Origin of the sequence: Bacillus sp. REN3, from assembly GCF_017912555.1 — a bacterium.
Classification (GTDB): domain Bacteria; phylum Bacillota; class Bacilli; order Bacillales; family Cytobacillaceae; genus Mesobacillus.
Genome location: NZ_JAERSD010000004.1, coordinates 179,129 through 203,366, shown reverse-complemented (window position 1 = coordinate 203,366; position 24,238 = coordinate 179,129). Strand labels below are relative to the sequence as shown.

Here is a 24,238-nt window from a genome sequence, read left to right as displayed (position 1 = left end):
TCCGTCTAATAAGTAGTAAATTAAAAGAAATCACGTAAGAGGTTGGCTGGAAAGCGAGGCTTGATCAATGAATGAGATAGAACTGATCCGTTCTGCTAAAAAAGGGGACCACCGCTCATTTGCCATCCTTTTTCGGAGCCATTATCCGATATTGGTTAAGTATTTGATGAAAATCACAATGAATCCTGATCTGGCAGAGGATATCGCTCAGGAAGCAATGGCTAAATGCGTCGAGAAAATCCATCTGTTCAGCGGGAAATCAAAGTTTTCTTCGTGGCTGATCACAATTGCTACGAATATATATATCGATCAGCAGCGCAGGAAAAAACGGGAGCGGGAATGGAATGAAGGAGAGGCAGCAATCCGCAGGCTCCAGTGGCAGATGGAGTCAAGGAATGAGGAATGGACGGATGCGCTGGCAGCACTTGGCAAGCTTGGGGAGGAAATGAGGATTCCGCTTGTGCTTAAGCATTATTACGGCTATTCATATGATGAAATCGGAGAAACCCTGAATATTGCATCAGGAACGGCAAAATCCAGGGTGCACCATGCTCTTCTGGCAGTGCGAAGGGAGTTGAAATTGGATGACAGACCAAAAACGAATACGACCAAATAGTGAAATAAGAGAGAAGGAATTTAGTGAACCACCCTTCAAGCTTGATGAAGCAATGGAGCAGCTCGATTCCCTTGCCCCCGCCACACCGAATCAGCAATGGTTTGAGCAGCTGGTACTCGATGAGCAGGAGGCGCTCAGAAAGAGATACCGAAGAGAATTGACCTTATTCATCCTAAGCGCCCTGTTTATTTTAAGCGTGGTTTTATTTGTGATGAGGGAGCTGCCGCAAATCTTCCTGGTCCTTCAAGGGGCTGTTTCCGTTTTTGCTTTTCTTTATAGCTATAAAGAAACCAAGAAGCAGGTGGAGAGACTATGAAGGACGAATTGGCACTGTGGCAGATTACCCTGATTGCCGGCATTCTTTTGTCGCAAAGCATCTTTCTGTTCGTGAATGCCCGAAAACATGGGCATAATTATTGGCTTTGGGGAATTCTTGGCTTGATCCAGGCACCGATGCCGCTCCTTTTCTATTTAATCTTCGCCCGTAAAATATTCAAGGGCCACTCCGGTAAATCGTGATGTTACTGAAGGTTTAGAAAAATTAGAATTGACACTCTGCTTCTATGGTGATAACCTAAAAAAGGAATGGAAATTTACGTTAAAAAGGAGGGTTACGGAATGTTCAAGATCTGGAACGAAAACAACGGCCAACTGAATATTCGTAACCTGCCCTTTTGTTTTTGCTGACTTTCAAATGCGGATAACTTTTTGAGCTATGAAGGCACCGGTTACGCATAAAAACGTGACGTGTGCCTTTTTCTGTCTTCAATGCCATGACAAGACATATCGCATGCTGCGGTATGTCTTTTTTTAGGGAAAGTTATGTTCTTCCCAGGAATGATGGTTCAACTAGGCAAGCCGTAACCAGTCGTGGACGAACGATTGGGCCACAGTGTTCGGTTTAAAGGTGACCTTCGTTGATTCCGTGTAAGGGCATTTTAAGTCCATTTTGAAATTCAGCATTAACATTCCGTTAGACGACCATTCCTTATTCACCGAACGAGGAGGAATTGAAATGAACAAGGCAATTGACAAAGAAGCAATCAAAATTGAAAAGCTGGAAAGCGGTTAGAATTGTCCGGTAAATCGGAAGGAGCTGTTTACTTTGTTATCAGTGTTATCTAAACTAAGCTGGTTTTTTAAAGAAAATTGGAAACGATATAGTGTTGCGGTCATCTTATTGACCATAGCCGGGATCCTTGATGTGCTTCCGCCAAAAATTGTCGGGATGGCAATCGATTCAATCCAGCTTGGCACCATGTCGCAAACCCTGATCCTGAAATATATCGGGGCACTTGTCGCCATTACAGCCATCACTTATGCCATTACTTACATCTGGATGTATCAACTATTCGGTGGGGCGTTCTTGATTGAAAGAAAGCTTCGCACGAATTTCATGCAGCATTTGTTGAAAATGACCCCTGCATTCTTCGAGAAAAACCGAACCGGTGATTTGATGGCAAGGGCGACAAATGACTTGAAGGCTATTTCTGTCACGGCAGGGTTTGGTGTCCTGACTCTTGTGGACTCAAGTATCTTCATGCTGACAATCTTGTTCACGATGGGTTTCTTCATCAGCTGGGAGCTGACACTTTTTTCTATTGTGCCGTTGCCAATCATGGCGATGCTCATAAACCTTTACGGAAAGAAAATCCATGCCAGGTTCACTGCTGCCCAGGACGCGTTCGGCGAATTGAATGACAGGGTTCTCGAATCCGTATCCGGTGTCCGGGTCATCCGTGCCTATGTCCAGGAAAAAGCGGAAGAGCATCGATTTCACAATCTAACAGAGGATGTTTACCGCAAAAACATCGAAGTCGCAAAAATTGATTCCCTATTCGAGCCTACAATCAAGATCCTTGTCGGGTTGAGTTATTTGATCGGATTGGGGTACGGAGCTTATTTGGTCTTCCAGCAAAAACTTACCCTTGGGGAGCTGGTCAGCTTCAATGTCTACCTGGGCATGCTGATCTGGCCGATGTTCGCTATCGGTGAACTGATCAATGTCATGCAGCGCGGCAATGCCTCGCTTGATCGCTTGAATGAGACCTTATCTTACGGAGAGGACGTGGCTGATCCCGAAAATCCAGTCGATGCAAACGTACCTGAAAATATCCGGATGTCCGAGCTGACGTTTAAATATCCATCCTCCACCACAAACAATCTTGAAGGAATCAAGCTGCACTTGAATCGGGGAGAGACACTCGGGATTGTTGGAAAGACCGGCAGCGGGAAGACGACGCTGATCAAACAGCTGCTCAGAGAGTACCCAGAAGGAAACGGAGATTTGCTCGTTTCAGGTATCCCTATCCAAAATCACAGTCTCAGGCAGACACGCAGCTGGATGGGGTATGTACCGCAGGAAAATATTCTTTTTTCACGCACAGTGCGAGAGAATATTCTATTTGGAAACCCAGATGCATCAGAAAAAGAGCTTGAGCAAATCATCGACCTCGCAGCCTTCCGCAAAGATGTGGAAATGCTTCCGGCTGGTTTGGAAACCCTTGTAGGCGAGAAGGGGGTCGCGCTCTCAGGAGGACAGAAACAACGGATCTCGATTGCTCGGGCACTGATCAAAGATCCTGAAATCCTGATTCTTGATGATTCATTATCCGCAGTTGATGCCAAAACCGAAAAGAAAATCATCGATAACATTCGCCGTGAGCGAAACGCAAAAACGACAATCATCACGACACACAGATTATCTGCTGTGGAGCACGCCGACCACATCGTTGTGCTTGAGGATGGAAGGATCATTGAGGAAGGAACACATGAACAATTAATGGCTGCCGGCGGCTGGTATTACGAACAGTATCTAAAGCAGCAAGCTGAGTCAGCCAGAGAGGAGGCCGACTCCATATGAGCACAGGAAAACGATTGTTCCACTATGCGTTAATTTACAAAAAGGTCATCGGAGCCGCCCTTGTGATGCTGTCAATTGCGGTTGCCGCCGACTTGGCAGGACCATTTATCGCGAAAAAGGTGATAGATGATCACATTCTTGGCATCGAATCTGTCTGGCATGAAACCAAGGAAGGACCTGCTTCTGTTGAATATGGCGGCAGGCATTATATAAAGGACAGCATTGTTGAAAGCAGGCACACTGATTCGGACACAGTGCGGATTTTACAGGTCGGCAGGAAGTTTGTCTTTATGGATCAGGACATTAAATTTGACGGCAGCAGAAGCTATGAGGACGGAATCCTGACAATCAGCAAAGGAAGCGAAGCTACTCGCTATGAAGCAGAAGTCCTTACGGGAAAAGACTTGATGAAGTTTTACAAGCCGGAAATCCCGCGAATCGCCAAGCTCCTGGCATTCTATTTCGGCCTCCTCGTCCTTGCCGCGATTTTCCAATACGGACAGAGATTCTATCTGCAAAAATCTGCAAACCGAATCATCCAGAAGCTCCGGGAGGATGTGTACCGGCAAATCCAGCGTCTGCCGATCCAGTATTTTGATAACCTTCCTGCGGGGAAGGTCGTCGCAAGGATTACCAATGACACAGAGGCAATCCGCGAATTGTATGTTACTGTCCTATCAACTTTTTTTACGAGTTTTATCTATATAACAGGCATTTACATCGCGTTGTTCATCCTCAATGCGAAGCTGGCAGCAATTTGTCTGCTGCTGCTGCCGATCCTGTTTCTTTGGTCGAAGCTTTATCGGAAATACGCTTCGAAGTATAACCATGTCATTCGTTCACGAGTCAGTGACATCAACGGGATGATCAATGAATCGATCCAGGGGATGAACATCATCCAGGCTTTCAGCAGGGAAAAGGAAACACAGCAGGAATTCGAAGTGCTGAATAAAGAACATTTTATGTATCAAAATAAGCTTTTGAACCTGAATTCAATGACATCACATAACCTTGTCCAAGTGCTGAGGAATATTGTCTTTGTTGCTTTCATCTGGTACTTCGGGGCGGAAGCACTGCAGCCATCCTCTGCGGTATCCCTTGGAATGCTGTATGCAATCGTCGATTATATCAACCGGTTATTCAATCCTGTGCAGGGGATTGTCAATCAGCTTCCCAACCTGGAACAGGCACTTGTCGCGGGGGAAAGGGTTTTTAAGTTGATGGATGAGGAGGGAATTGACGTCAGCGAAGAAAGGATGCCGCGATACAAAGGGAATGTTGTTTTCGAACATGTTTCCTTTGGCTATAAAGTAGGGGAATATGTCCTTAATGATATTAGTTTTGAAGCTAAGCAGGGAGAAACGGTCGCGCTAGTAGGCCATACGGGCTCCGGGAAAAGCTCGATCATGAATCTGCTGTTCAGATTTTATGATCCCCAGGAGGGGCGGATCACGATTGACGGCATGAATATTCGCGATATCCCAAAGCAAACCCTCCGACAGCATATGGGTATTGTGCTGCAGGATCCATTCTTGTTCACAGGGACGGTTGCATCCAATGTCAGCCTCGAACATCCTTCAATTACCCGCGAGCAGGTTGAGCAAGCACTTGCCAGCGTAGGGGCAGACCGTGTGTTAAAAGGCCTTGAGAATGGATATGACGAGCCGGTGATTGAAAAAGCAAGCACCTTATCAAGCGGGCAGCGCCAGCTTATTTCGTTCGCACGGGCACTCGCCTTCGATCCGGCTATCCTGATCCTCGATGAAGCAACGTCGAGTATCGATACAGAGACAGAATCGATCATCCAGGATGCGATGGAGGTCCTGAAAGAAGGGAGAACGACGTTCATCATCGCCCACAGGCTGTCAACAATCCGCAATGCTGACCAGATTCTTGTCCTTGAAAAGGGCAGTATTGTTGAGAGGGGCAACCATGATGAACTGATGGAGCTTAAAGGGAAATATTATCAAATGTACCAGATCCAGATTGGAAATAAGCCAAAGGCCGGATAAATGCTGCCTGCCCAAGGTTGTTCAGGGTGTGGTCTTTCACATCATGATAAGGAAAAAGCTGTTCTCCAAAAGATTGTTGTTTTCTGAATCAATTTTAAGAGAAATCAAAAAGAGTCCTAAAAGGTTGATTGGAACGGAAGGTGGAAGACCCCCATAAATGATAAAGCATTTTCTTCGCGCGTGGGTGTATTTACAGAAGCCAATATCAGTGTCCAGCGGAATCAGCGGGAAAGTTGAAACCTAACAGGCGATATTGCACAGAGGAGGTTCAACACATGCCCCATGGAAGCTGCGTAAGGATGAGGAATGGAAAGCCATTACTGGGAGTTATATGAGGAAACTCACTAACGTTCATTTAAATGTCACAAAATGTTGCGAATTCCTCCAGAAAGAACGATTTCCCTGTGTTAATTTTAAAATATATAGATCGGGGAGGTTTCATTATGGAGGAACTCACAGTCACATTATCGATTGCCAGTATCATGATCCTGGGCTATTATATCGGATATGCCATCCTTAAAGCTTAATCAAACCTACATTATGGACGGAAGCATATGAACTGAAGCGGCCACAAAGGCTGTTTCAGTTTTTTTATGGGATAGGAAACCATCGGCAAATGTCCAGCCCCTAGCCAGTTTTCATCCTTTGATTATCTTCCTCTACTGTTTTCGGGAAGCCTATCCAGTGGCACCAGCATGGGAGAACCTCCTTTCGGTTCGCAATTGCCTGTCGGGCTGGTCAAGGCGCTTGTATCGAAGATTAAAAGCTGTTGCCAGGAGGACATCCCTCCAGTGAATGAGAGAACAGCTTTTTTCATTAGTTAGGGTTCTTCCCGGCCCTTTTTATGCATTTTTCTGTAAAGTCACGAAAAAAAGCGGTATTCTTAAGGCGGAAATGGTTTTAAAAAAGTAAATTAATCCAATAATGAGATTGAGGAGGGATTGTTTTGTCAGATTATCGGATTGAAAGAGACACTATTGGCGAAATAAAAGTGCCTGCTGATAAATATTGGGGGGCACAGACGCAGAGAAGTAAGCAGAATTTCAAGATTGGCACGGAAAAAATACCGCTTGATGTCATTTATGCATTTGCTGAAGTCAAAAAAGCCGCAGCAATCACCAACGCTGCTTCCGGCAAGCTGTCTGAGGCAAAAAGCAAAGTGATTGTCGCTGCATGCGATGAGGTCCTTGCAGGAAGATTCGACGAACACTTTCCGCTAGTTGTTTGGCAGACAGGCAGCGGAACTCAATCAAACATGAATGTGAATGAGGTTGTCGCAAAACGGGCAAATGAATTCCTTGAGCAGGAAGGCTCTGAGGAAAGAGTCCATCCCAATGATGATGTGAACATGTCCCAAAGCTCGAATGATACTTTTCCTACAGCGATGCACATTGCTGCTGTCAAAAAAGTTACAGGCGAACTTCTTCCGGCACTCCAACTGTTCAAGGATACATTGAAGAAAAAAGAAGAAGAGTTTCAGGATGTCATTAAAATTGGCCGGACACATCTCCAGGATGCGACACCACTGACATTGGGCCAGGAAATAAGCGGTTGGCGGGCGATGCTGGAGAAAAATGAAAAAATGATTTCCGATGGCCTTAAGTATGTCCGTGATTTAGCGATTGGCGGCACCGCTGTCGGAACGGGAATCAATGCATCGAAGGACTTTGGAAATAAGATGGCGAATCAGCTGGCAGATCAGACAGGTGAAACTTTCAACTCAGCGCCGAACAAGTTCCAGGCATTGACTTCGCATGATGAACTTGTCTTCCTTCATGGTTCCCTTAAAGCACTTGCTGCGGATTTGATGAAAATCGCGAATGATGTTCGCTGGCTGTCGAGCGGGCCAAGAAGCGGGATTGGCGAGCTGTCGATTCCTGCAAACGAACCTGGCAGCTCCATCATGCCAGGGAAGGTAAACCCGACACAAAGCGAGGCATTGACAATGGTGGCAACCCAGGTGTTCGGAAATGATGCAGCAATTGGATTCGCAGCGAGCCAGGGCAATTTTGAATTGAACGTTTTCAAACCGGTGATCATCTATAACTTCCTGCAGAGCACCAGACTGCTGGCAGATGGAATGAGGTCGTTCAATGATAACTGTGCTATGGGAATCGAGGCGAACCTGGATGTGATCAAAGGCCATGTCGAAAGGTCGCTCATGCTCGTTACCGCTCTGAATCCGCATATTGGATACGAGAAAGCCGCTCAGATCGCCAAGCTGGCTTTCAAGGAAAATTCGACCTTGAAAGAAGCAGCGGTCAAGACCGGATTCCTGACTGCCGATCAATACGATGAATGGGTCAAGCCTGAAAAAATGATCTAACGATGTAAGGCCCCCTTATTAAAAGGGGGCCTGCGCCATTGTATGATATTATTTATTACTGTTGTTGCGATTTAGCGTTGGAAACCGCCAAGCTGCTGCTCAGCCATTTGGACAAGACGCTTAGTGATTTCTCCCCCAACAGATCCGTTAGCGCGGGAAGTAGTATCAGCGCCAAGCTGAACGCCAAATTCTGTAGCAATTTCGTACTTCATTTGCTCAAGAGCTTGTTGAACACCAGGAACTAATAATTGATTAGAGTTGTTGCTTCTAGCCATTAATGTTTCCTCCTTCGTGTTTTCCTTGTTGTATTTTGGGTTAGTTTGGAATTGAACCAATCATGGCGATGCCATGCCGCCTGGTTAACCCGTGTGTAGGCTGGGCTAGCCGGATTTGCACCGGCATGCGATAAGCTGCCTTCTAAGGCTTAACCCAATATGTCCGTTTCTTTATTAATAACTAGTATGTTTTAAAGAATTTTGTTTATTCATTGATAAGGATAGGTATTTAATTCCATTTTATGCTTCCTGTATAAGGGGACTTTGACCACATACACTAGCGATAGAGCAGGAGGAAAGGATTGAAGTACTATGGGGATGTGCCCTATCTGCAATGGCTTGAAAACCATCTCGCCGACGTGCCCTGATTGTGGAAGAAAGATGAAAAATATGGGCAGGGAGGCCGAATTATACGATGACTATAGTCCTTATATGCCAATTGACCAGATGAAGCTTGAGGATGGGTATCCGGATGATTATGCAAATGAGGAATGCCCGCATATATTCAATTGCCCTGTTTGTGGGACCAGCAAAGTACTATTCATCAAGGAATAGAACAAGAGGAAAAAAACAGCTCCTATTTGTGAGGAGCTGCTTTTTTGCTTATTATCGGATTCTAGCTTCTGTATCCGCGTCGAAGAAGTGGACCTTGTTCATGTCAAATGCAAGTTCGATTGTTTCGCCAGGATTTATGTCAGTACGGGAATCGACGCGAGCGACAAAGTCCTGTCCTTCGAATGTTGAGTAGATCATTGTTTCAGCACCAGTCAATTCAGATACTTCGACCGTCGCTTTTATGACAGCGCCCTGTGCTGCATCGATGAATACCGGTTCATCATGGAGGTCTTCAGGACGGACGCCCAGGATGATGTTCTTGCCAACATATCCCTGGTCGCGGAGGACCTTCATTTTACCTTCCGGGATGGAAACCGAAGAATCATTGACATTGAATTTTCCTTCCTCGAGCCTGCCGGTAAAGAAGTTCATTGAAGGAGAGCCGATGAAGCCGCCCACGAACACGTTCTCAGGTTTCTCGTACACATCTTTAGGAGCACCGACCTGCTGGATGACGCCATCCTTCATGACGACTAGGCGTGTTGCCATTGTCATCGCTTCCGTCTGGTCATGCGTAACGTAAATGGTAGTAGTGTTCAAGCGGCGGTGCAGCTTGGCAATTTCAGCGCGCATCTGGACGCGCAGCTTAGCATCAAGGTTTGACAATGGCTCGTCCATCAGGAATACTTTTGCATCCCGGACGATTGCGCGTCCAAGCGCTACCCGCTGGCGTTGCCCTCCGGAAAGTGCCTTTGGCTTTCTGTCGAGATACGGTTCGAGTCCGAGAATCCTGGCAGCTTCTTTTACGCGGCGTTCGATTTCGTCCTTTGGAAATTTGCGGAGCTTCAATCCGAAAGCCATATTATCATATACAGTCATATGAGGATACAGCGCATAGTTCTGGAAAACCATCGCAATGTCGCGGTCTTTTGGGGGAACATCGTTCACCCGTTTGCCATCAATATAAAAATCTCCTTTTGAAATCTCTTCCAGACCTGCAATCATGCGAAGTGTAGTGGATTTACCGCAGCCTGATGGCCCGACGAATACAATGAATTCCTTGTCCTGGATGTGAAGGTTGAAATCTTCGACAGCAGTCACTTTATTATCATAAACCTTATAAATATGTTCTAATTTTAATTCTGCCATGTGCCTTGCCTCCCTAAATGTTTGTCTATATTGCCCACTATACCTAAAACGTTTCCATTCTTCATCGGCACGGTGCACAAAAATCGGACATGGTACTTTATGCATGTTGCAGGAACCCAAGGAAAATCATCGTTTTCCAGCATAAAGGCAGGCGAGGTAGACCATCACGGCACTATCAAAATCCTTAAGGCTGATTCCAGTCCTTTCTGTGAATTTATCAATCCGGTATTGAAGCGTGTTACGATGGATGTACAATTTTTTAGCTGCATGTGAAACGTTCGAATTGTTTTCAAGAAACACTTTGATGGTCGCCATCAGTTCCCTGTCCTCATCGAAAGCTGGGATGATGGTCTTTTCAAGGATGTCTGCAAGAACATCGGGCAGATTTGTTGCCAGCAGAAGTGGGGAAGTTTTTTCAAATGTGAACACCCTAGTCCTATTGTCGATCCCCATGACCTCAAAAAATAATTTTTGTTCATGTTCAAAAAAGCCAGGTAGCCCTTCACTGATTGGCTGGAATTTCCCTGTATAGAAAACTATTTTCGTGAAAAAGTCACTTTCGAAAGTAGATGCAATCGATTCCAGTTCTTCCAGCGTGGACGGAAGCCCTCGTTTCTCTTCAACAAGCACGCCATATGACGCTTGCTCAAAGATAATGAAGTGGTCCGGCAGGAAACCCTTCAAGGCTTCCAGGAGATCTTTTTGGTCCGTGTCCGCATCCAGAATCCGGAATTGTATAAATCTTGCTTCGGAGCTTTCGGAAGGAGGGATGGACCCCTTGCTGAAGAGAAACTGGCGCCAGGCCAGTGCCTTCCCATCAAGATTGGACTGGTCATCTGATCGAACATAATGAAAGAGTACCTTCAAAAGCTCCAGCTGGGTGTCAGGAATGCTCTCCTGCGGGATCCCGATCCACTTGCTGCCTTTCTCTGTTTCCTTGAACCAGTGATAGACAGAGGAAGGATCCGCTGGAGGGAAATCCCGCGTGACAGAATTGGGGAAATAAGTTAATATTTTATTAATCATATGAATGTCCTCAGATTTAGTTTGATTAAACATGCCATTTCTTTTATTATAACAGGTGTACTGCTTAATTGTTCAAGGCTTGGCGGTCTGTTCCCGCGAGAAAAAGTAATAAAGAGCTGGTATAATAGATACAATACGGGGTACCGTTAGAGAAGAGGTGTACAGAAATGGAATACTCAACAGAAATGAAAAATCGCTTAAAGCGGTTGGAAGGACAGGTCCGGGGAGTCATCCGGATGATGGAAGAAGAAAACGACTGCAAGGATGTAGTCACCCAGTTGTCAGCAGTCCGCTCAGCGGTAGACCGTGCCATTGGCTTCATCGTTGCGAAAAACCTTGAAACCTGCATCACGGAGGCGGCAAATGAAGGGAAAAATGCTGATGAGGCGATAAAAGAGGCAGTCAACATGATTGTAAAAAGCAGATAAAGACACCGGCATCCAAAAGGATGCGGTGTCTTTTTTCGCGGGGAGGGGCGTCCTCATCCGCAAGGAGTGGATTCGTTTCTTTCTATTCATTCGGTGGATCTTCAGGGGAGAGGTCGCGGCTTTCTTCAATATTTGGTGTTTTCTCGGAACGGAACACGCTTCCTCCGGCCATCCCTTCATTGATGATACGGTCAACATCGAGATACAACCGGTCCCGTCCTTCATATTCAACATCTTTTGCAAATTCAGGCTGCTTTTTATCCATGTCTTCCCTCCTTATGCTGTCTCTTGCTTATCTTTCCGGATAGGAGAGGGTTTCATGCATGCTTTATTGATCATATACATGAAAAAGCATCAGTTCATGGATTTGCGTTTTCAGAGCTTCTTCATACTGCTCTGGCGGTTTGTTCGAAGTCCATTCGATGTCCCCATTCCGATGGTACATCCCGGTATATTTCAGCTTATTGTGATAGAAAGAAAAACGCCAGCCGGGCATTTCCTTATTAGCGAACAATGGCTTGAATTGAAAGTGAGTGATCAAAATGGCTCCTCCTGTAAAATCGTTTTTCTCGTCTTCATTATATAGTAGATTTCCGTTTGATGACAGTTGTTGGATACCCGGCATTCCTGAATAGCAAATCGGCAAGCGCAAAAATCCGTTTCTTCTCGATTTCTGGTTCGTCAAAACTCATGGGTTTTGAATTTACTTCATATATTACATAATTTCCGTTTTCATCAAGCCCTGCGTCAACCGAGAATTCTCCGAAATACCCTAATTCCTTTGACAGCAATTCTCCGATCACCTTCACAATCTTGCTGAAAAAAAAGTCATGCGCTTCGTTCTTGACAAGCTCATATGGCACAATCCGGCCCCCATTTGGAAGATGAGTAGTCAAATCCTGTTCGCCCGACTGGCGTAATCCTATCCCGGTTATTTGATATCCGCTCGGGCCGTCATGGGCGTGAATCCTGAAATCGAATCGCCTCCCTCCGAGGCAGGAAGGGGAGATTTCCTTTTGGGCAAGGTACTCGTCCTTTAACAACTGATCGCCCATTACGTTCCAGAAGCTTTCCAGTGATGGGTAAGATGTTCTTTGTGAATGGCTGGAAAAAATGATTTGTGCATTCTCGCTATTAAGCCGGTAGATTCCGGCCCCCTTTGATGAAGAAGCTTTCTTGATATAGACCCTAGGGTTCTTCTTAAGAAACGCAGCCAGATTTGCCAAGGAGTCTATCAAGATGCTTTCAGGCATTAAGCCTTGCAGTTTTCCATGTCCTGCGAATAAAGAATACAGTGTGTTTTTATTGATGAAGCCAGGATTGAAAAATGGGATGCCCATCGCTGAAAAAAATTCTACAGCATCATGAAAGGCAGGGAGCCCTTCTGCCTTCCTGAAAGGAACACGATTGTAGACAATATCGGGGAGCGGTGCGGTGACCTGGACCCAAGTTTTACTTTTTGGTACAAATACAACTCCTTCCACTGAATCCAGCGTAAGCTTATCAGGAGGGAAGATGATGGCCATCCCGTTTCTCTTTTGAATTTCTTCCTGCAGCGAACGGAACAGAGGACCATTACCTGACAGGATTGCTTTGTTATTTATTGCCGACATGATGCCAATCAGCGGACCAGCCTTGCCGTTCTGGACATTCAATTCAAATTGGAAGCAATCCATGGCGGAAGGCCGCGGTATGGAAGAAACCGTTCTTTTGTTTGAACCGAAGCAGATTTTTTTTTCTGCTTCGGCTCCAAGCTGCCATTCCTTTGACCGCGGATTGTAGCAAAGGATCATTTGAAAATTTCCTCTGGTGAGGTGATGGCTTTTTCGGCGAGGAACACACCGAAGGACAGCGATAATTTCCTTGACAGCAAGTCGAAGTTCTTCATCTTTGGATGCTTGAAAATAGACCTGCCAGGCTTTGAATTCGCCTCAAACAGCCACACATTCCCATCCTTATCGATGCCAAAATCGAAGCCGAGTTCGCCCACGATCCCATCTATCGTCTGTTCTAAAATCGAGCTAAGGATAAGTGCGGCTTCCTTCAGTTTACTTTCATACTGCTGCCTCTCTTCCTCCTGCTTGAATAATTCATCAAGTGACCTGACTGTTCCCCCGTTGTTCACATGGGTTGTCACGCTGCCGGAACCGGCGATTTTTGCTGCAATCGCGGCAATTTGCCATTCGCCGTTCCCGTCCTTATTCGTATGGACCCGGAAATCAACAAGCCTGCCATCATTCCTCAACAGGCTTATGCCCTGCTGTACCAGCATATGGGCAAGGCGGCGCCCATTAAACAACTTTTTCATCAAGGCTTCGAGATGGTTGAACTTTGTCAGTTTATTTGTTCCTTCCCGGTCACGGTACCGGCAATAATAATCGCCTGTCTGCCTGTCGAAGAGGATTTGGTGGATACCAAGGCCAAGACTGCCATTTGAAGGTTTGATATACACATTCCCATATTTTAATAACATTTCTTCGATGATGGAAAAAGAGGTAAGCGGATGTGTTTCAGGCAGGTAATCCAGGGCGCGTCCGTCCTGTCCAAGCCGTTCAAAGATATCAAGTTTGCTGAAAAATCCCGGATTGTACCAGGGAATCAAATAATCAGACTGCATCCTTTCTTTCAGTCTTTGAAGCTCGGATTTCCGTTCAGTCTTACGGTTTGGGAGCCGGTCATATACAACATTCGGAAACGGCACTTTCATCGTTTTCCATCCTGAGTCAATGAAAAAATAGCCTTCAATCAGGCCGCTTTCCCAATCGATATGCTCTTCGCCGAAGACGAAAGGGAGGGCGCCGACCAGCTTGTTTACGGACAGCAATTTGGCAAAAAACATCGACCTTTCTCCAATCGGCCGCAGCGGATAAGGGGTGAAACCAGAAGTGAGGATCCCGATTAGCGGTCCGATAAATAGCGTGTCATCCGCGGTGAAAATGTGCAGCGGAATCGACAGTTCAGGCAATGAAAGGCTCTTCTGAACATCATTGCTCATGATAATCGCTTTCCTTCCTTTTGGATGCGGGGCAACGGCAGCTTCCACCACCTTATTCCCGAAAGCGATTTTGCTGATAGCCTTGCAGTTGGGAATCTCATCTGGAAGAAAGACGGTTTGTTTGGAATGGTGGATGATGTCAATCGGATACCGTTTTCTCATGATGTTTGTTCCTCTCTTTCTGACTGTTTTTTGGCGAGGAAAAGCGCGTATTCCAGCGGTGCTCTGTAAAGCATCTCCTTACTCCCCGGGTCTGTTCCGTATAAAACCTTCCTTCCGGGCTTCGAATTGGTATCAAGGATCCAGATGGCATGATCCTTTGAAATGCCTAGATCAATCCCAAGCTCGAATAGAGGAGGAAAAGCCATTTCGAGCGCATGTGGAACCTTCATGAGGATTTCCCTCATCTCAATCAGCAAGAACTTTTTTGTCTTTTGGTCGAGTGAGTGGATAAATTCATCAAATGCCATTACTTCGCCACCGGCATTCAGATTGGAAAGAAGGCCACCCATTTTTCCCCGGCGGATTCCTTTCCCTCTGACTACCCATCTTCCCTCCATGTCCTTCTGGAGGAAAAAACGGATATCAAAAGGACGATTTTGTGAATCCGTCAAGTTGAGAAAACGCTGCAGCATATATTCTGTTTTATGGAATATTCCGTCAAGCCATGCTTCGGTCTCATGCTCAGAGTGAAATTTCCTTTCCATGAGTTCCCCGCCAATATCCATCCTTGCCTGGATGGATGAAGCCGTCTTTTCGAGACTGAATATTCCTTTTCCTCCTGAGCCGGATACTGGCTTTAATAGCATCTTCCTCCATGCCTTAAGTTGGCTAAGTGCATTCTTGCCCGAGTAGGCTTTACGTGTCTCCGGGATATAGGGAGAGAGTGATGATGTCGATAGAATCTCGTAGATTGCCCACTTATTTGGAAGGCCATTCCCTAGAAAAGTCAAGTCCTGCTTGTTCTTAAGCCACTTTACAATGGCCATCGTCTGTTTGGAATCGAAGTCATCCGAATAAAAGCAGCGATCATACAAAATTTGAGGAATTGGGAACTCTTCTTCTAGCCAGGCCGCCTGTGCATGATCGTATCGTTCTCCACGAGCCAATTGGCTGATTGGGTGTATGTTAGCGGGCGAAAACTTGTAGCATGTGATTAAATCGGGATTCGCCCGGCGGGCAATTTCGGTAAAATAAGCAAGCTCATACTTTGGGTTCATGGTCATCATTCCAAATGTAATCATTTGTTTTCTCCTCCTGCTCCTCCTGCTCCGGACAAGCCGAAGCAATGTTCGATGATTGCTTTTGTCGAAGGGCGGATCCTTTCTCCTCGCTCTTCAAAATTCTTTGATGGCTTCGAATTTGCCTCGATCAGCCATAGTTTCCCACTCACATCGATCCCGATATCGATACCCAGTTCAGCTGTGTGCCCTTGTGAATAGCGGCCGATGGCATCGGCGACTTCAATTGCTAATTCTTTCATCAGCGCGACTTGCTGATGGGCCTGCTCCTTCCCGAATATACCTGAAAGGACCTGAAGAGGGCGTATCGCTTCTCCACCCCTGGCTATGTTCGAGACAAAGCAGTCCTCGGCAGAGACGCGGGCCACAACCGATGTCGTCTTCCAGAAATGCTGGGCATTTTTATGGCATAGCACCCGGAAATCCATCTTCCTGCCATTGAAGTCCGATAGATGGATACCCTGCTGGATGATACACTGCTGCTTTTCCGCTTTTGAAGCAAGTGACCTGGCCAGGTTTTCAACATCACGGAATACTGGCATTTCTTTTTCCGGAAAGGAAGAGAAAGACACGTGAACGTTCCCTTCCAGTCTGGAAAGCCGGATGATGCGGCGGCCCTGGCTGCCGTGGACGGGCTTTATATACAATAGGTCATGATGTTCAAGCATTTCTTTCAATGCATCCCGGTTATATAATCGGGTTTCGGGAAGGAAAGGGCGGAGGTGTTGTTCTGCACTTAAAGTCTCATGGATTTCCCATTTAGAAAGAAAGCGGTGATTGAATATCTTTATTCCAGATGTATTCAAGTTTTCCAAAAAAGCGTTATACCGGTTTCCAAATTCGGTTCGCCGTGAAGATAAGCGATTATAGATGACCTGGGGGAGCGGGAGTACACCTTTTTTCCATTCATCATTTTCGTAATAATAGCCGGTGATGCCTTCTTCATCGAAGCCGTCTAATGAGAAAACAAAAAATCTCCCCCCCAGCTCCGAAATCCCCTGATGGAGTTCTTCGCAAAATGCATGAACATTTCCAAAGTCTGGTTTATCTGTTTCTTTAACTTCCGTAAGCAAAGCGATAAGGGGACCGATGTGATTGTGGGAATTTATTGCTGAAGCCATAGCCTCTCCCCATTTACAATATTTATAGGCGAACACACATATCCCATCTTATGAACAAAGGCCGGGAGTGGTGCTTTTCATTGGAAAAAGGCTTGCTTCCCGCTGTTTTTGAACCTCTCGCAATTGCCTGCATAGTTTGTTATAGTGAAATGGAGTGTTTAATGGAGAAGGAGTGATTCACATGGCAATTAATCTTTACGATTCAGCTTATGACCTTGAAAAGGCAATCAGGAACAGTTCAGAATATTCAAATCTAAAAAAGATGTATGATGAAGTGAATAATGATGAGTCTGCAAGGAGAATGTTTGAAAATTTCAGGAACATCCAGATGCAGCTTCAAGAAAAGCAGATGATGGGCCAGGAAATTACGCAGGAAGAAGTAGAGCAGGCTCAAAAGACAGTGGCCCTTGTCCAGCAGCATGAAATGGTTTCGAAGCTGATGGAGGCGGAACAAAGAATGAGCATGGTGATTGCCGAGATGAACCAGATCATCATGAAGCCGTTGGAAGAATTATACGGAAACCCTGATAACCAGCAATAAAGAATTTTTAGGCTCTTTGCCCTCTAAGGCAGGGAGTCTTTTTTGTTTTACTTAATGGTTCTTCAACAAAGATTTGAAGGCGGAGAGTGGATTGAAAAGGAAGCTGTCTGTCATTGGGCGGGCCGGCACAATGAGAATAATCAATATCTCTCTGGAGAGATCTAAAAAAGAAGGTCCCCTCAAGCCCACGGAAAGCGGGAAGCACGGAGTGGGAATCAGCCTTACGAAAACTGCCTTCTTTTAAGAAAAGGGTTGGGAAGTCCCCCTTGTTCTAATCCTTTGCTTTCTATCATACAAGTTAAATAAGACAAAAACACCGAAGAAATGGGGGCATGAAAATGATTTACCGTCTGCTCGCACTAAATGTGGATGGCACGACCCTTCAATCGAATGGAAAGCTCCATAAATCCACAAGAGATGCGATTGAATATGTCCAGCAAAAGGGGGTATATGTTACTCTCGTAACTTCCAGAAGTTTTGCTTCGGCTAAAAAGGTAGCCAAAGCGCTGAAAATAAATTCCCATATTATTACTCACCTGGGTTCTTTCATTTCTGCAGATATGCGCACCGGTCCACTGCTGGCGAAGCGAATCCCTGAAGATGTCACGTTCCAGCTGGCAAGGTTCCTTGAGGGCTTTCCATGCCAGATTCGCCTCGTCCATGAGAAATTTTCCCTTGCGAATAAATATAAATTAAACCATAATCTGCTGGCGAAAACGGTATTCACTTCAGGTGACCCGATCTTTTATTCTCAGCAGTTCACCGATTCAATCAGCGAAACTCTTGCAAATGAGCCAATCTCTCCGCCGAAAATCGAGGTATATTTTGAATTTGCGGAAGATCTAGAGGACGCCCGGCAGGCGATCAAGGGCATGTTTTCTGAGATCTCCCTCTCCAAGCTGAATGACTACAGGCTTGATGTGCTGCCTGAAGGGGTCTCAAAACTGACTGGCCTGCTCCATCTCGGAGACCATCTTGGAATACCCTTGAAGGAAATGGTAGCAATCGGAGATGGTGAAGATGATATTGAAATGATCAAAGCTAGCGGACTTGGGGTTGCGATGGGCAATGCCAGCTCCGAAGTGAAAAAAGCTGCCGATTGGGTCACGCGTTCGAATGACCAGCACGGAGTCAGCTATATGATCAAGGAGCATTTCCGCAAGCAACAGCCAATCGATTTCCTGCGTAAAATGAATATCATCAAAATGTAAGGAAGAGCAGGCCTGTACATGCAGGCTTGTTTTTTCTGATTGAAAGGTTGAAATTCAGTTTGAGAAAATAGCCTGCTCCAGCGCTTAGCAAGCCTCCACATGGATTGACTTCCTTTGAGAAATTTACGAGAAGAGCCAGCTTTGAGGATCTTAGACATAAGATTACTGGTTAATGTTCACATGGGTAATTTGTTTCCCATGGCTTACGCCGTGTCGGAAGTCAGCAGGATAGTGTATTTGGGACAGTTGCCTGGCTGGAAAACTGCCTTTCCAAGCTTCGGCTTATGCCTGTCGGGGCTCGCCTGGGTGCTTGCGCTTTTCTTATTGGAAAGTGGCAGTTTTACACTGCCTTGACCTTGCAATCAATATTCTATTAAACTAAATGGAGCAAGGTAAGTCGAAAAGGTGGATATGAATGAAAATTTATATAAAAGGAATAGACGATGACAGGTTCAGGCGGCCATTTCACTTGATAGCGGACCTGTTTTTCGAGGAATCAGAAGTAATCGTTGGACAGGAGGAAGGCGGCGAAGCAGATGCGGTCATCGCCTTTGAAATCGAAATGGACAAGTCAATCTCCGTGCATGCAGTATTGGCATCCAGCGACGGAGCAGAGTTTTCTGCAAATGCCGAAAAAGAAATCCCGGAAGGACTAAGTGAAAAAGAAGTATTCAAGCTGCTGAAAAATGTCGCTTCCAATGCATATTTGCAGCTCCTCCAGGAATGGACCGGTATCATCCAGAAGTGGGGAATCCTGACGGGAGTCCGGCCGACCAAGCTGCTGCACAAAAAATTGCATGATGGCATGGATAAAGAGGCTGCACACAGAGAGCTTGCAGAACAATACTTGATTTCAGAAGAAAAAATAAACCTCATGCAGCAGATTGTTGATCGTCAACTTTCAGTGCTGCCGGACTTTTATGATCTTAAAAATGAAGTCAGCATCTATATCGGGATTCCATTCTGTCCGACTAAATGCGCTTATTGCACATTCCCCGCATACGCAATCAACGGCCGGCAAGGCTCTGTCGAGTCTTTCCTTGGCGGGCTCCATTACGAAATCCGCCAGATTGGCGATTGGCTTAAGAAAAATGGCATCAAAATCACGACCGTCTATTATGGCGGAGGCACGCCAACCTCCATTACTGCAGAGGAGATGGACATGTTATATGAGGAAGTGCAGCAATCGTTCCCGGATGTCCGGAACATAAGGGAAATTACCGTCGAAGCTGGGAGGCCCGACACCATCACGCCAGAAAAGCTGGAAGTATTGAAGAAGTGGAACATCGACCGCATCAGCATCAACCCGCAGTCCTATATCCAGGAAACACTTAAGGCGATTGGACGTCACCATACCGTCGAAGAAACGGTTGAGAAGTTCCACCTTGCCAGGGAGATGGGAATGAACAACATCAACATGGACTTGATCATCGGGCTGCCAGGCGAAGGGACAACGGAATTCGCCCATACACTGGCTGAAACGGAAAAGCTCATACCTGAGTCCTTGACTGTCCACACCCTGAGCTTCAAACGGGCATCGGAAATGACCAGGAACAAGGAGAAGTACAAAGTTGCCGGACGAGATGAAATCGAAAAGATGATGGAGATGGCTGAAGTCTGGACGAAGGACCATGGCTATGAACCATATTATCTGTACCGCCAGAAAAACATCCTTGGCAACCTCGAGAACGTAGGGTATTCATTGGCTGGCCAGGAAAGCTTGTATAATATCATCATCATGGAAGAACAGCAGACAATCATCGGACTTGGCTGCGGAGCTTCCAGTAAATTCATCGATCCGGACACAGGCGTGATTACCCAATTCTCCAATCCAAAGGATCCGAAGACTTTTAATGAGAGTTTCAGCGAATATGCGGAAAAAAAGATAGAAATCCTCGATTCATTGTTCAATAAACAGGGCTCCCAGGTATGATAGGGGGGCCTTTTGCTTTATGAGTCGAACTGGATGGATGCTTTACATTGGAGGAGGCCGAGTGAATTTGTCGAATTCCCTCAGTAATTTGTCGAAACCTCGCAATTAGGAGCAAAGTTACTTTTTGGCACCACTCATTAGTGTTTAAAAAGTCAAAATTATGAGAAAAAAGGTTTTTAAATATAGCGTCTCCCTATATAATAAAGAAAGATTAATATTAGGAGGAGATGGAAGGTGACGATTGAATCATCGACTGAAAGTGTGAAATTGACTGTTGATGGGCGGTTTGCGGTCGTTGAATTGAACAGGCCGGGCTCATTGAATGCGCTTGATGTTGATATGATTAAAGAACTTAACTGGAATTTGAAGGAAATATCCAATTCTGATGAAGTGAATGTGGTGGTCATTAAAGGAGCTGGACGTGCCTTTTCGGCAGGCGGCGACATCAAGACCATGCTTGCCAATGGGAATGAAAGCGATTTCTACAACGTGATGGACTGTATTAATGAATTGATTATCACTCTATACTGCATGCCGAAACTGACCATCAGCGCTGTAACAGGTGCGGCTGCTGGCCTGGGCTTGAGCCTTGCGCTGGCCACTGACTACATTATCGCTGAGCCATCAAGCAAGATCGCGATGAACTTTATCGGTATTGGCTTGATCCCGGATGGCGGAGGGCATTTTTTCATGGAAAGCCGCCTTGGCGAAACAAAAGCGAAGCAGCTGATATGGGAAGGGAAGACATTATCTGCAGGCGAAGCGCTCAAGCTGGGGCTGATCGATGAGGTTCCAGAGGCGGATTTCGCAAGTGCTGTTGAAAGCAAAGTACAGGAGTGGCTTGGAAAACCAATCCAGGCAATGATCAAGACGAAAAAAATCCTTGCTGAAAAAAACAGGCCAGACTTGTTGAAAATTCTGGAACTTGAAAAATATGGCCAGTTCAAAATGCGCCAGACAGAAGACCATCAGGAAGGAATCAAAGCGTTCCTCGAAAAAAGAAAACCGGTATTCAAGGGGAACTAACAACAAAAAAGCAAAGAGGAGCAATTTTCCTCTTTGCTTTTTTACTCCGGAAAATACAGCTGTTCCGTTCCATCGTGCGGCTTGCCAGCTGGTGAACTGCCTTACGGATGGAACAGGACCAGTTTCCCTCTAGGCGACGTGCAGCGATGTGTCTGATCCATAAGATCTTTTTCTTCCAGGATCTTTGAGCCGATTTCTTTTGCTTCTTCATCGCTTCCTGCCTGGAAGGATTCATCAAGCAATTTCTCCCCGTTTGCTTCAAAAGCCGTCAGCTTATAAGTTTCCATCATACAAACTCCTTTATTGAAAATTCTGATCATTACTATTATTTTTGCATAATTTTTGCGAATATGCAAAGAAAATAAGCCTTTAATGAAACTATCGACAATGGACTTTCGTAGTAATTAAGTGGATAAGGAGGAGAAGACATATGGTTTTACGGCTCGAAAAAGTCACAAAGCGGTTTGGCAGCTTCACGGCTGTGGATGGTTTATCGCTTACGATCCCGGAAAAGGAAATGTTCGGTTTTCTGGGCGCGAATGGAGCGGGCAAGACTACGACCTTCAGGATGATCCTTGGGCTCCTGGATGCATCAGATGGCACCATCACCTGGGATGGCAAACCCATCAACTATTCAACAAGCAATTTGATAGGCTATTTGCCGGAAGAAAGGGGCCTCTATCCAAAGCTTAAAGTCCGTGATCAAATTGTCTATCTTGCAAGATTGAGGGGAATGACAAAGCAAGAGGCATTGAGGGAACTGGACCTATGGCTGAATCGTTTCAAAGTCCCGGAATATGCAGACAAGAAGGTTGAAGAGCTTTCAAAAGGGAACCAGCAGAAAATCCAGTTCATTGCTGCTGTGATACATAAACCAAAGCTGCTGATTCTTGATGAGCCATTCAGCGGATTGGACCCAGTCAATGTTGAACAATTGAAGGCAGCGGTTATAGACCTGAAGGAAGCTGGAACAACGATTGTTTTTGCAAGCCACCGAATGGAGCATGTCGAGGAAATGTGCGAGCATATTTGCATCATGCATAAGGGGAGGCCGGTCGTCCACGGAGCCCTGAAGGAAATCAAGCGATCGTTCGGGAAAAAGAACCTTGTCATCCATGCGGATTTTGATACAGCTTTCCTTAAGGATTATCCTGGTGTCACGAAAGCGAAGCAGACAGCAGAGGGAATCCAGCTGCAAATAGAGGGAGAGCCGGTTGCCGAGGGAATTCTGAAGGAAGTGGTAGCCAGGGGCTTCGCCCGCAAATTTGTGCTTGAAGAACCGAGCTTGAATGATATTTTCATAGAGAAAGTAGGTGATTCCTATGAATAATTTCTTCATTATCCTGATTCATACATACATGAGCAAGCTGAAGACAAAATCTTTCCTGGTCACTACTATCCTGACTGCCGCCATCATGCTAGCCTTGACAAGTATGCCGAATATCATCGAGTTTTTTAACAAGGGTGAAGCAGACAGGGTGGCAGTCATCGATGAAACAGGCCAGCTCTATCAGCCCCTTATGGAACAGATGAAGGCAGTCAATAAGGATGTGGAGTTTGAAAAGTATAAAGGGACGGCCAAGGCTGCAGCAAAAGATGTGAAGGATGGGAAATATGAAGGTGTGCTTGAGCTGTCTCTGAATGGCCAAAATCTTCCTGCTGCTTCCTATAAAGCAATGAGCATTGCCGACTCATCGATCCCGGCTGATCTTCAGGCAGCCTTGCAGCAGATCAAGACGATGATGGCTTCAACCCAGATCAAGATTGCCCCGGAACAGTTGGAAAAGCTATATGAGCCGGTTGAGTTTGAAAAAGCTGCTTTGGCCAAGGACGCCAAGACAGAGGAAGAACTGAACCAGGCAAGGGGCCTTGTATATGTCCTGCTATTCGCTATCTACTTTGCTGTCCTAATGTATGCGAACATGATTGCGATGGAGGTCGCTACTGAAAAATCATCAAGAGTGATGGAAATCTTGATTTCAAGTGTTTCACCGATCAAGCAGATGTTCGCGAAAATTCTCGGTGTCGGACTTCTGAGCCTGACGCAGCTCGCCGTCCTTTTGCTGGTCGGATATTTCTCGATTCAGCAAAACCTCGAATCTCTTGATGGGGATATCTTTGAGTTCTTTGGATTCGGCAATATTCCTGCCGCTACCGTTGTCTATGCCGTCATCTTTTTCCTCCTTGGCTATTTCCTTTATGCAACGATGGCTGCATTTCTTGGATCGCTTGTCAGCCGGATCGAGGATGTGCAGCAGATGATCACGCCGATGACCCTGCTCGTAGTCGCTGGTTTCTTGATGGCGATGTTCGGGCTTGGACAGCCGGAAGCGCCGTTCATCACCTATATGTCTTTCGTCCCGTTCTTTTCGCCGATGCTGATGTTCTTGAGGGTTGGCATGATCACGGTCCCTTTCTGGGAAATTTCGCTGTCGATTGCTATCCTTGTGGCAACGATTGCCTTCCTTGCGGTATTCGGCGCAAGGGTGTACCGTGGCGGGGTCCTGATGTATGGAAAATCCAATTCCTTCAAGGATATCAAGAAGGCATTGCAGCTGACGAAGAGTGAATAGGGCGAAACAGGCAGCAGCCGCATGGCTGCTGTTTTTTTCTGCTTTTCCCCTACTTCAAAAAGATAATTACTTTTCAAATGAACGCGAACAAATCATTTGGTGAAAACCGAGTATAACAGACGGGGGAAGACTCCTAAAAAGGGCTGCCGAACTCCATTCGTTGATCAGTCCACAGGAGAAAATCCAGTTGCAAGCGCGACAGCGGCACCTGAGGGGGCTGCGTTACATGTTGGCATGCGGCACGCCTGCACGAAAACGGGTAACCAGGAGAGGGAATCATCCATTGGTTATGGAATGCATTGTTTACGACACAGTCTTTCTATTTGTTTGTGATAATATGGAATTCA

Annotated in this window: 24 protein-coding genes; 14 read left to right on the top strand and 10 right to left on the bottom strand. The window is 45.9% G+C overall.

The window, feature by feature from the left end; genetic code table 11:
- Window positions 1-67 precede the first annotated feature (67 nt).
- The 6 genes from sigY to fumC all read left to right on the top strand — a co-directional run bounded on the left by sigY (window position 68) and on the right by fumC (window position 7,817).
- A complete protein-coding gene (sigY, locus tag JJQ88_RS05335) occupies window positions 68-616 on the top strand; it encodes an RNA polymerase sigma factor SigY (protein WP_210364697.1) in 549 nt (182 codons plus the stop codon).
- A complete protein-coding gene (locus JJQ88_RS05330; protein ID WP_210364696.1) occupies window positions 585-932 on the top strand; it encodes a YxlC family protein in 348 nt (115 codons plus the stop codon). The genes sigY and JJQ88_RS05330 overlap by 32 nt, the downstream gene beginning before the upstream one ends.
- Window positions 929-1,135, top strand: coding sequence for a sigma-Y antisigma factor component (locus JJQ88_RS05325; RefSeq protein ID WP_210364695.1), 207 nt, complete (start codon window positions 929-931; stop codon window positions 1,133-1,135). The genes JJQ88_RS05330 and JJQ88_RS05325 overlap by 4 nt, the downstream gene beginning before the upstream one ends.
- A 586-nt stretch (window positions 1,136-1,721) precedes the next feature.
- The gene (locus JJQ88_RS05320; protein WP_210364694.1) at window positions 1,722-3,479 is read left to right on the top strand and encodes an ABC transporter ATP-binding protein; all 1,758 of its coding nucleotides are present in this window, start codon (window positions 1,722-1,724) and stop codon (window positions 3,477-3,479) included.
- The gene (locus JJQ88_RS05315) at window positions 3,476-5,491 is read left to right on the top strand and encodes an ABC transporter ATP-binding protein (RefSeq protein WP_210364693.1); all 2,016 of its coding nucleotides are present in this window, start codon (window positions 3,476-3,478) and stop codon (window positions 5,489-5,491) included. The genes JJQ88_RS05320 and JJQ88_RS05315 overlap by 4 nt, the downstream gene beginning before the upstream one ends.
- A 946-nt stretch (window positions 5,492-6,437) precedes the next feature.
- On the top strand, window positions 6,438-7,817 hold the full coding sequence (gene fumC, locus JJQ88_RS05310; protein WP_210364692.1) for a class II fumarate hydratase: 1,380 nt from the start codon (window positions 6,438-6,440) through the stop codon (window positions 7,815-7,817).
- A gap of 71 nt (window positions 7,818-7,888) precedes the next feature.
- Here the strand turns inward: fumC and JJQ88_RS05305 are convergent, their stop codons facing one another.
- Complete coding sequence (locus JJQ88_RS05305; RefSeq protein WP_210364691.1) at window positions 7,889-8,092, bottom strand: alpha/beta-type small acid-soluble spore protein; 204 nt, start codon at window positions 8,090-8,092, stop codon at window positions 7,889-7,891.
- A 381-nt stretch (window positions 8,093-8,473) separates the two neighbouring features.
- Between JJQ88_RS05305 and JJQ88_RS05300 the strand changes: the two genes are divergently transcribed.
- Window positions 8,474-8,647 (top strand): hypothetical protein, encoded by a 174-nt coding sequence (locus JJQ88_RS05300; protein WP_349237099.1) that lies wholly within the window; start codon window positions 8,474-8,476, stop codon window positions 8,645-8,647.
- A 51-nt stretch (window positions 8,648-8,698) separates the two neighbouring features.
- Here the strand turns inward: JJQ88_RS05300 and JJQ88_RS05295 are convergent, their stop codons facing one another.
- Both JJQ88_RS05295 and JJQ88_RS05290 read right to left on the bottom strand, forming a co-directional pair.
- A complete protein-coding gene (locus JJQ88_RS05295; protein ID WP_210364689.1) occupies window positions 8,699-9,796 on the bottom strand; it encodes an ABC transporter ATP-binding protein in 1,098 nt (365 codons plus the stop codon).
- A 126-nt stretch (window positions 9,797-9,922) separates the two neighbouring features.
- On the bottom strand, window positions 9,923-10,822 hold the full coding sequence (locus tag JJQ88_RS05290) for a PucR family transcriptional regulator (RefSeq protein WP_210364688.1): 900 nt from the start codon (window positions 10,820-10,822) through the stop codon (window positions 9,923-9,925).
- Window positions 10,823-10,989: 167 nt separating this feature from the next.
- Between JJQ88_RS05290 and JJQ88_RS05285 the strand changes: the two genes are divergently transcribed.
- Window positions 10,990-11,250, top strand: a complete 261-nt coding sequence (locus JJQ88_RS05285; protein ID WP_210364687.1) for a metal-sensitive transcriptional regulator — start codon at window positions 10,990-10,992, stop codon at window positions 11,248-11,250.
- An 82-nt stretch (window positions 11,251-11,332) separates the two neighbouring features.
- On the opposite strand, the gene JJQ88_RS05280 is transcribed toward JJQ88_RS05285, so the two are convergent.
- The 6 genes from JJQ88_RS05280 to JJQ88_RS05255 all read right to left on the bottom strand — a co-directional run bounded on the left by JJQ88_RS05280 (window position 11,333) and on the right by JJQ88_RS05255 (window position 16,607).
- Complete coding sequence (locus JJQ88_RS05280) at window positions 11,333-11,515, bottom strand: hypothetical protein (RefSeq protein ID WP_210364686.1); 183 nt, start codon at window positions 11,513-11,515, stop codon at window positions 11,333-11,335.
- Between the two features lie 63 nt (window positions 11,516-11,578).
- Window positions 11,579-11,791 carry a YheE family protein gene (locus JJQ88_RS05275; protein WP_210364685.1) on the bottom strand — a complete coding sequence of 71 codons (213 nt, stop codon included), beginning with the start codon at window positions 11,789-11,791 and terminating at the stop codon, window positions 11,579-11,581.
- A 37-nt stretch (window positions 11,792-11,828) separates the two neighbouring features.
- A complete protein-coding gene (locus JJQ88_RS05270) occupies window positions 11,829-13,043 on the bottom strand; it encodes a YheC/YheD family endospore coat-associated protein (RefSeq protein WP_210364684.1) in 1,215 nt (404 codons plus the stop codon).
- A complete protein-coding gene (locus tag JJQ88_RS05265) occupies window positions 13,040-14,407 on the bottom strand; it encodes a YheC/YheD family endospore coat-associated protein (RefSeq protein ID WP_210364683.1) in 1,368 nt (455 codons plus the stop codon). Before JJQ88_RS05265 ends, JJQ88_RS05270 begins: the two co-directional genes overlap by 4 nt.
- Window positions 14,404-15,489 (bottom strand): YheC/YheD family endospore coat-associated protein, encoded by a 1,086-nt coding sequence (locus tag JJQ88_RS05260; protein WP_210364682.1) that lies wholly within the window; start codon window positions 15,487-15,489, stop codon window positions 14,404-14,406. Before JJQ88_RS05260 ends, JJQ88_RS05265 begins: the two co-directional genes overlap by 4 nt.
- Complete coding sequence (locus JJQ88_RS05255) at window positions 15,486-16,607, bottom strand: YheC/YheD family endospore coat-associated protein (RefSeq protein WP_210364681.1); 1,122 nt, start codon at window positions 16,605-16,607, stop codon at window positions 15,486-15,488. Before JJQ88_RS05255 ends, JJQ88_RS05260 begins: the two co-directional genes overlap by 4 nt.
- 181 nt (window positions 16,608-16,788) lie before the next feature.
- Between JJQ88_RS05255 and JJQ88_RS05250 the strand changes: the two genes are divergently transcribed.
- The 4 genes from JJQ88_RS05250 to JJQ88_RS05235 all read left to right on the top strand — a co-directional run bounded on the left by JJQ88_RS05250 (window position 16,789) and on the right by JJQ88_RS05235 (window position 21,318).
- Window positions 16,789-17,148, top strand: a complete 360-nt coding sequence (locus JJQ88_RS05250; RefSeq protein ID WP_210364680.1) for a YlbF/YmcA family competence regulator — start codon at window positions 16,789-16,791, stop codon at window positions 17,146-17,148.
- 338 nt (window positions 17,149-17,486) lie between these two features.
- A complete protein-coding gene (locus JJQ88_RS05245; protein ID WP_210364679.1) occupies window positions 17,487-18,359 on the top strand; it encodes a Cof-type HAD-IIB family hydrolase in 873 nt (290 codons plus the stop codon).
- Between the two features lie 415 nt (window positions 18,360-18,774).
- Window positions 18,775-20,292, top strand: a complete 1,518-nt coding sequence (locus JJQ88_RS05240) for a coproporphyrinogen III oxidase (RefSeq protein WP_210364678.1) — start codon at window positions 18,775-18,777, stop codon at window positions 20,290-20,292.
- Between the two features lie 234 nt (window positions 20,293-20,526).
- Window positions 20,527-21,318 (top strand): enoyl-CoA hydratase, encoded by a 792-nt coding sequence (locus JJQ88_RS05235; RefSeq protein WP_210364677.1) that lies wholly within the window; start codon window positions 20,527-20,529, stop codon window positions 21,316-21,318.
- Between the two features lie 101 nt (window positions 21,319-21,419).
- Here JJQ88_RS05235 and JJQ88_RS05230 read toward each other — a convergent pair whose 3' ends face one another.
- Complete coding sequence (locus JJQ88_RS05230) at window positions 21,420-21,605, bottom strand: YhzD family protein (protein ID WP_210364676.1); 186 nt, start codon at window positions 21,603-21,605, stop codon at window positions 21,420-21,422.
- A 143-nt stretch (window positions 21,606-21,748) separates the two neighbouring features.
- Here JJQ88_RS05230 and JJQ88_RS05225 point away from each other — a divergent pair, with 143 nt between their 5' ends.
- On the top strand, window positions 21,749-22,648 hold the full coding sequence (locus JJQ88_RS05225) for an ABC transporter ATP-binding protein (RefSeq protein ID WP_210364675.1): 900 nt from the start codon (window positions 21,749-21,751) through the stop codon (window positions 22,646-22,648).
- Window positions 22,641-23,891 (top strand): ABC transporter permease, encoded by a 1,251-nt coding sequence (locus JJQ88_RS05220; RefSeq protein WP_210364674.1) that lies wholly within the window; start codon window positions 22,641-22,643, stop codon window positions 23,889-23,891. Before JJQ88_RS05225 ends, JJQ88_RS05220 begins: the two co-directional genes overlap by 8 nt.
- Window positions 23,892-24,238: the final 347 nt, after the last annotated feature.

Excerpts from the sequence above, each read along its gene's own strand:
- sigY (WP_210364697.1), top strand. The coding sequence starts at position 68 with ATGAATGAGATAGAACTGATCCGTTCTGCTAAAAAAGGGGACCACCGC.
- JJQ88_RS05330 (WP_210364696.1), top strand. The coding sequence starts at position 585 with ATGACAGACCAAAAACGAATACGACCAAATAGTGAAATAAGAGAGAAG.
- JJQ88_RS05325 (WP_210364695.1), top strand. The coding sequence starts at position 929 with ATGAAGGACGAATTGGCACTGTGGCAGATTACCCTGATTGCCGGCATT.
- JJQ88_RS05315 (WP_210364693.1), top strand. The coding sequence starts at position 3,476 with ATGAGCACAGGAAAACGATTGTTCCACTATGCGTTAATTTACAAAAAG.
- JJQ88_RS05305 (WP_210364691.1), bottom strand. The coding sequence starts at position 8,092 with ATGGCTAGAAGCAACAACTCTAATCAATTATTAGTTCCTGGTGTTCAA.
- JJQ88_RS05300 (WP_349237099.1), top strand. The coding sequence starts at position 8,474 with ATGAAAAATATGGGCAGGGAGGCCGAATTATACGATGACTATAGTCCT.
- JJQ88_RS05295 (WP_210364689.1), bottom strand. The coding sequence starts at position 9,796 with ATGGCAGAATTAAAATTAGAACATATTTATAAGGTTTATGATAATAAA.
- JJQ88_RS05290 (WP_210364688.1), bottom strand. The coding sequence starts at position 10,822 with ATGATTAATAAAATATTAACTTATTTCCCCAATTCTGTCACGCGGGAT.
- JJQ88_RS05285 (WP_210364687.1), top strand. The coding sequence starts at position 10,990 with ATGGAATACTCAACAGAAATGAAAAATCGCTTAAAGCGGTTGGAAGGA.
- JJQ88_RS05280 (WP_210364686.1), bottom strand. The coding sequence starts at position 11,515 with ATGGATAAAAAGCAGCCTGAATTTGCAAAAGATGTTGAATATGAAGGA.
- JJQ88_RS05270 (WP_210364684.1), bottom strand. The coding sequence starts at position 13,043 with ATGATCCTTTGCTACAATCCGCGGTCAAAGGAATGGCAGCTTGGAGCC.
- JJQ88_RS05265 (WP_210364683.1), bottom strand. The coding sequence starts at position 14,407 with ATGAGAAAACGGTATCCGATTGACATCATCCACCATTCCAAACAAACC.
- JJQ88_RS05260 (WP_210364682.1), bottom strand. The coding sequence starts at position 15,489 with ATGATTACATTTGGAATGATGACCATGAACCCAAAGTATGAGCTTGCT.
- JJQ88_RS05255 (WP_210364681.1), bottom strand. The coding sequence starts at position 16,607 with ATGGCTTCAGCAATAAATTCCCACAATCACATCGGTCCCCTTATCGCT.
- JJQ88_RS05250 (WP_210364680.1), top strand. The coding sequence starts at position 16,789 with ATGGCAATTAATCTTTACGATTCAGCTTATGACCTTGAAAAGGCAATC.
- JJQ88_RS05245 (WP_210364679.1), top strand. The coding sequence starts at position 17,487 with ATGATTTACCGTCTGCTCGCACTAAATGTGGATGGCACGACCCTTCAA.
- JJQ88_RS05240 (WP_210364678.1), top strand. The coding sequence starts at position 18,775 with ATGAAAATTTATATAAAAGGAATAGACGATGACAGGTTCAGGCGGCCA.
- JJQ88_RS05230 (WP_210364676.1), bottom strand. The coding sequence starts at position 21,605 with ATGGAAACTTATAAGCTGACGGCTTTTGAAGCAAACGGGGAGAAATTG.
- JJQ88_RS05225 (WP_210364675.1), top strand. The coding sequence starts at position 21,749 with ATGGTTTTACGGCTCGAAAAAGTCACAAAGCGGTTTGGCAGCTTCACG.
- JJQ88_RS05220 (WP_210364674.1), top strand. The coding sequence starts at position 22,641 with ATGAATAATTTCTTCATTATCCTGATTCATACATACATGAGCAAGCTG.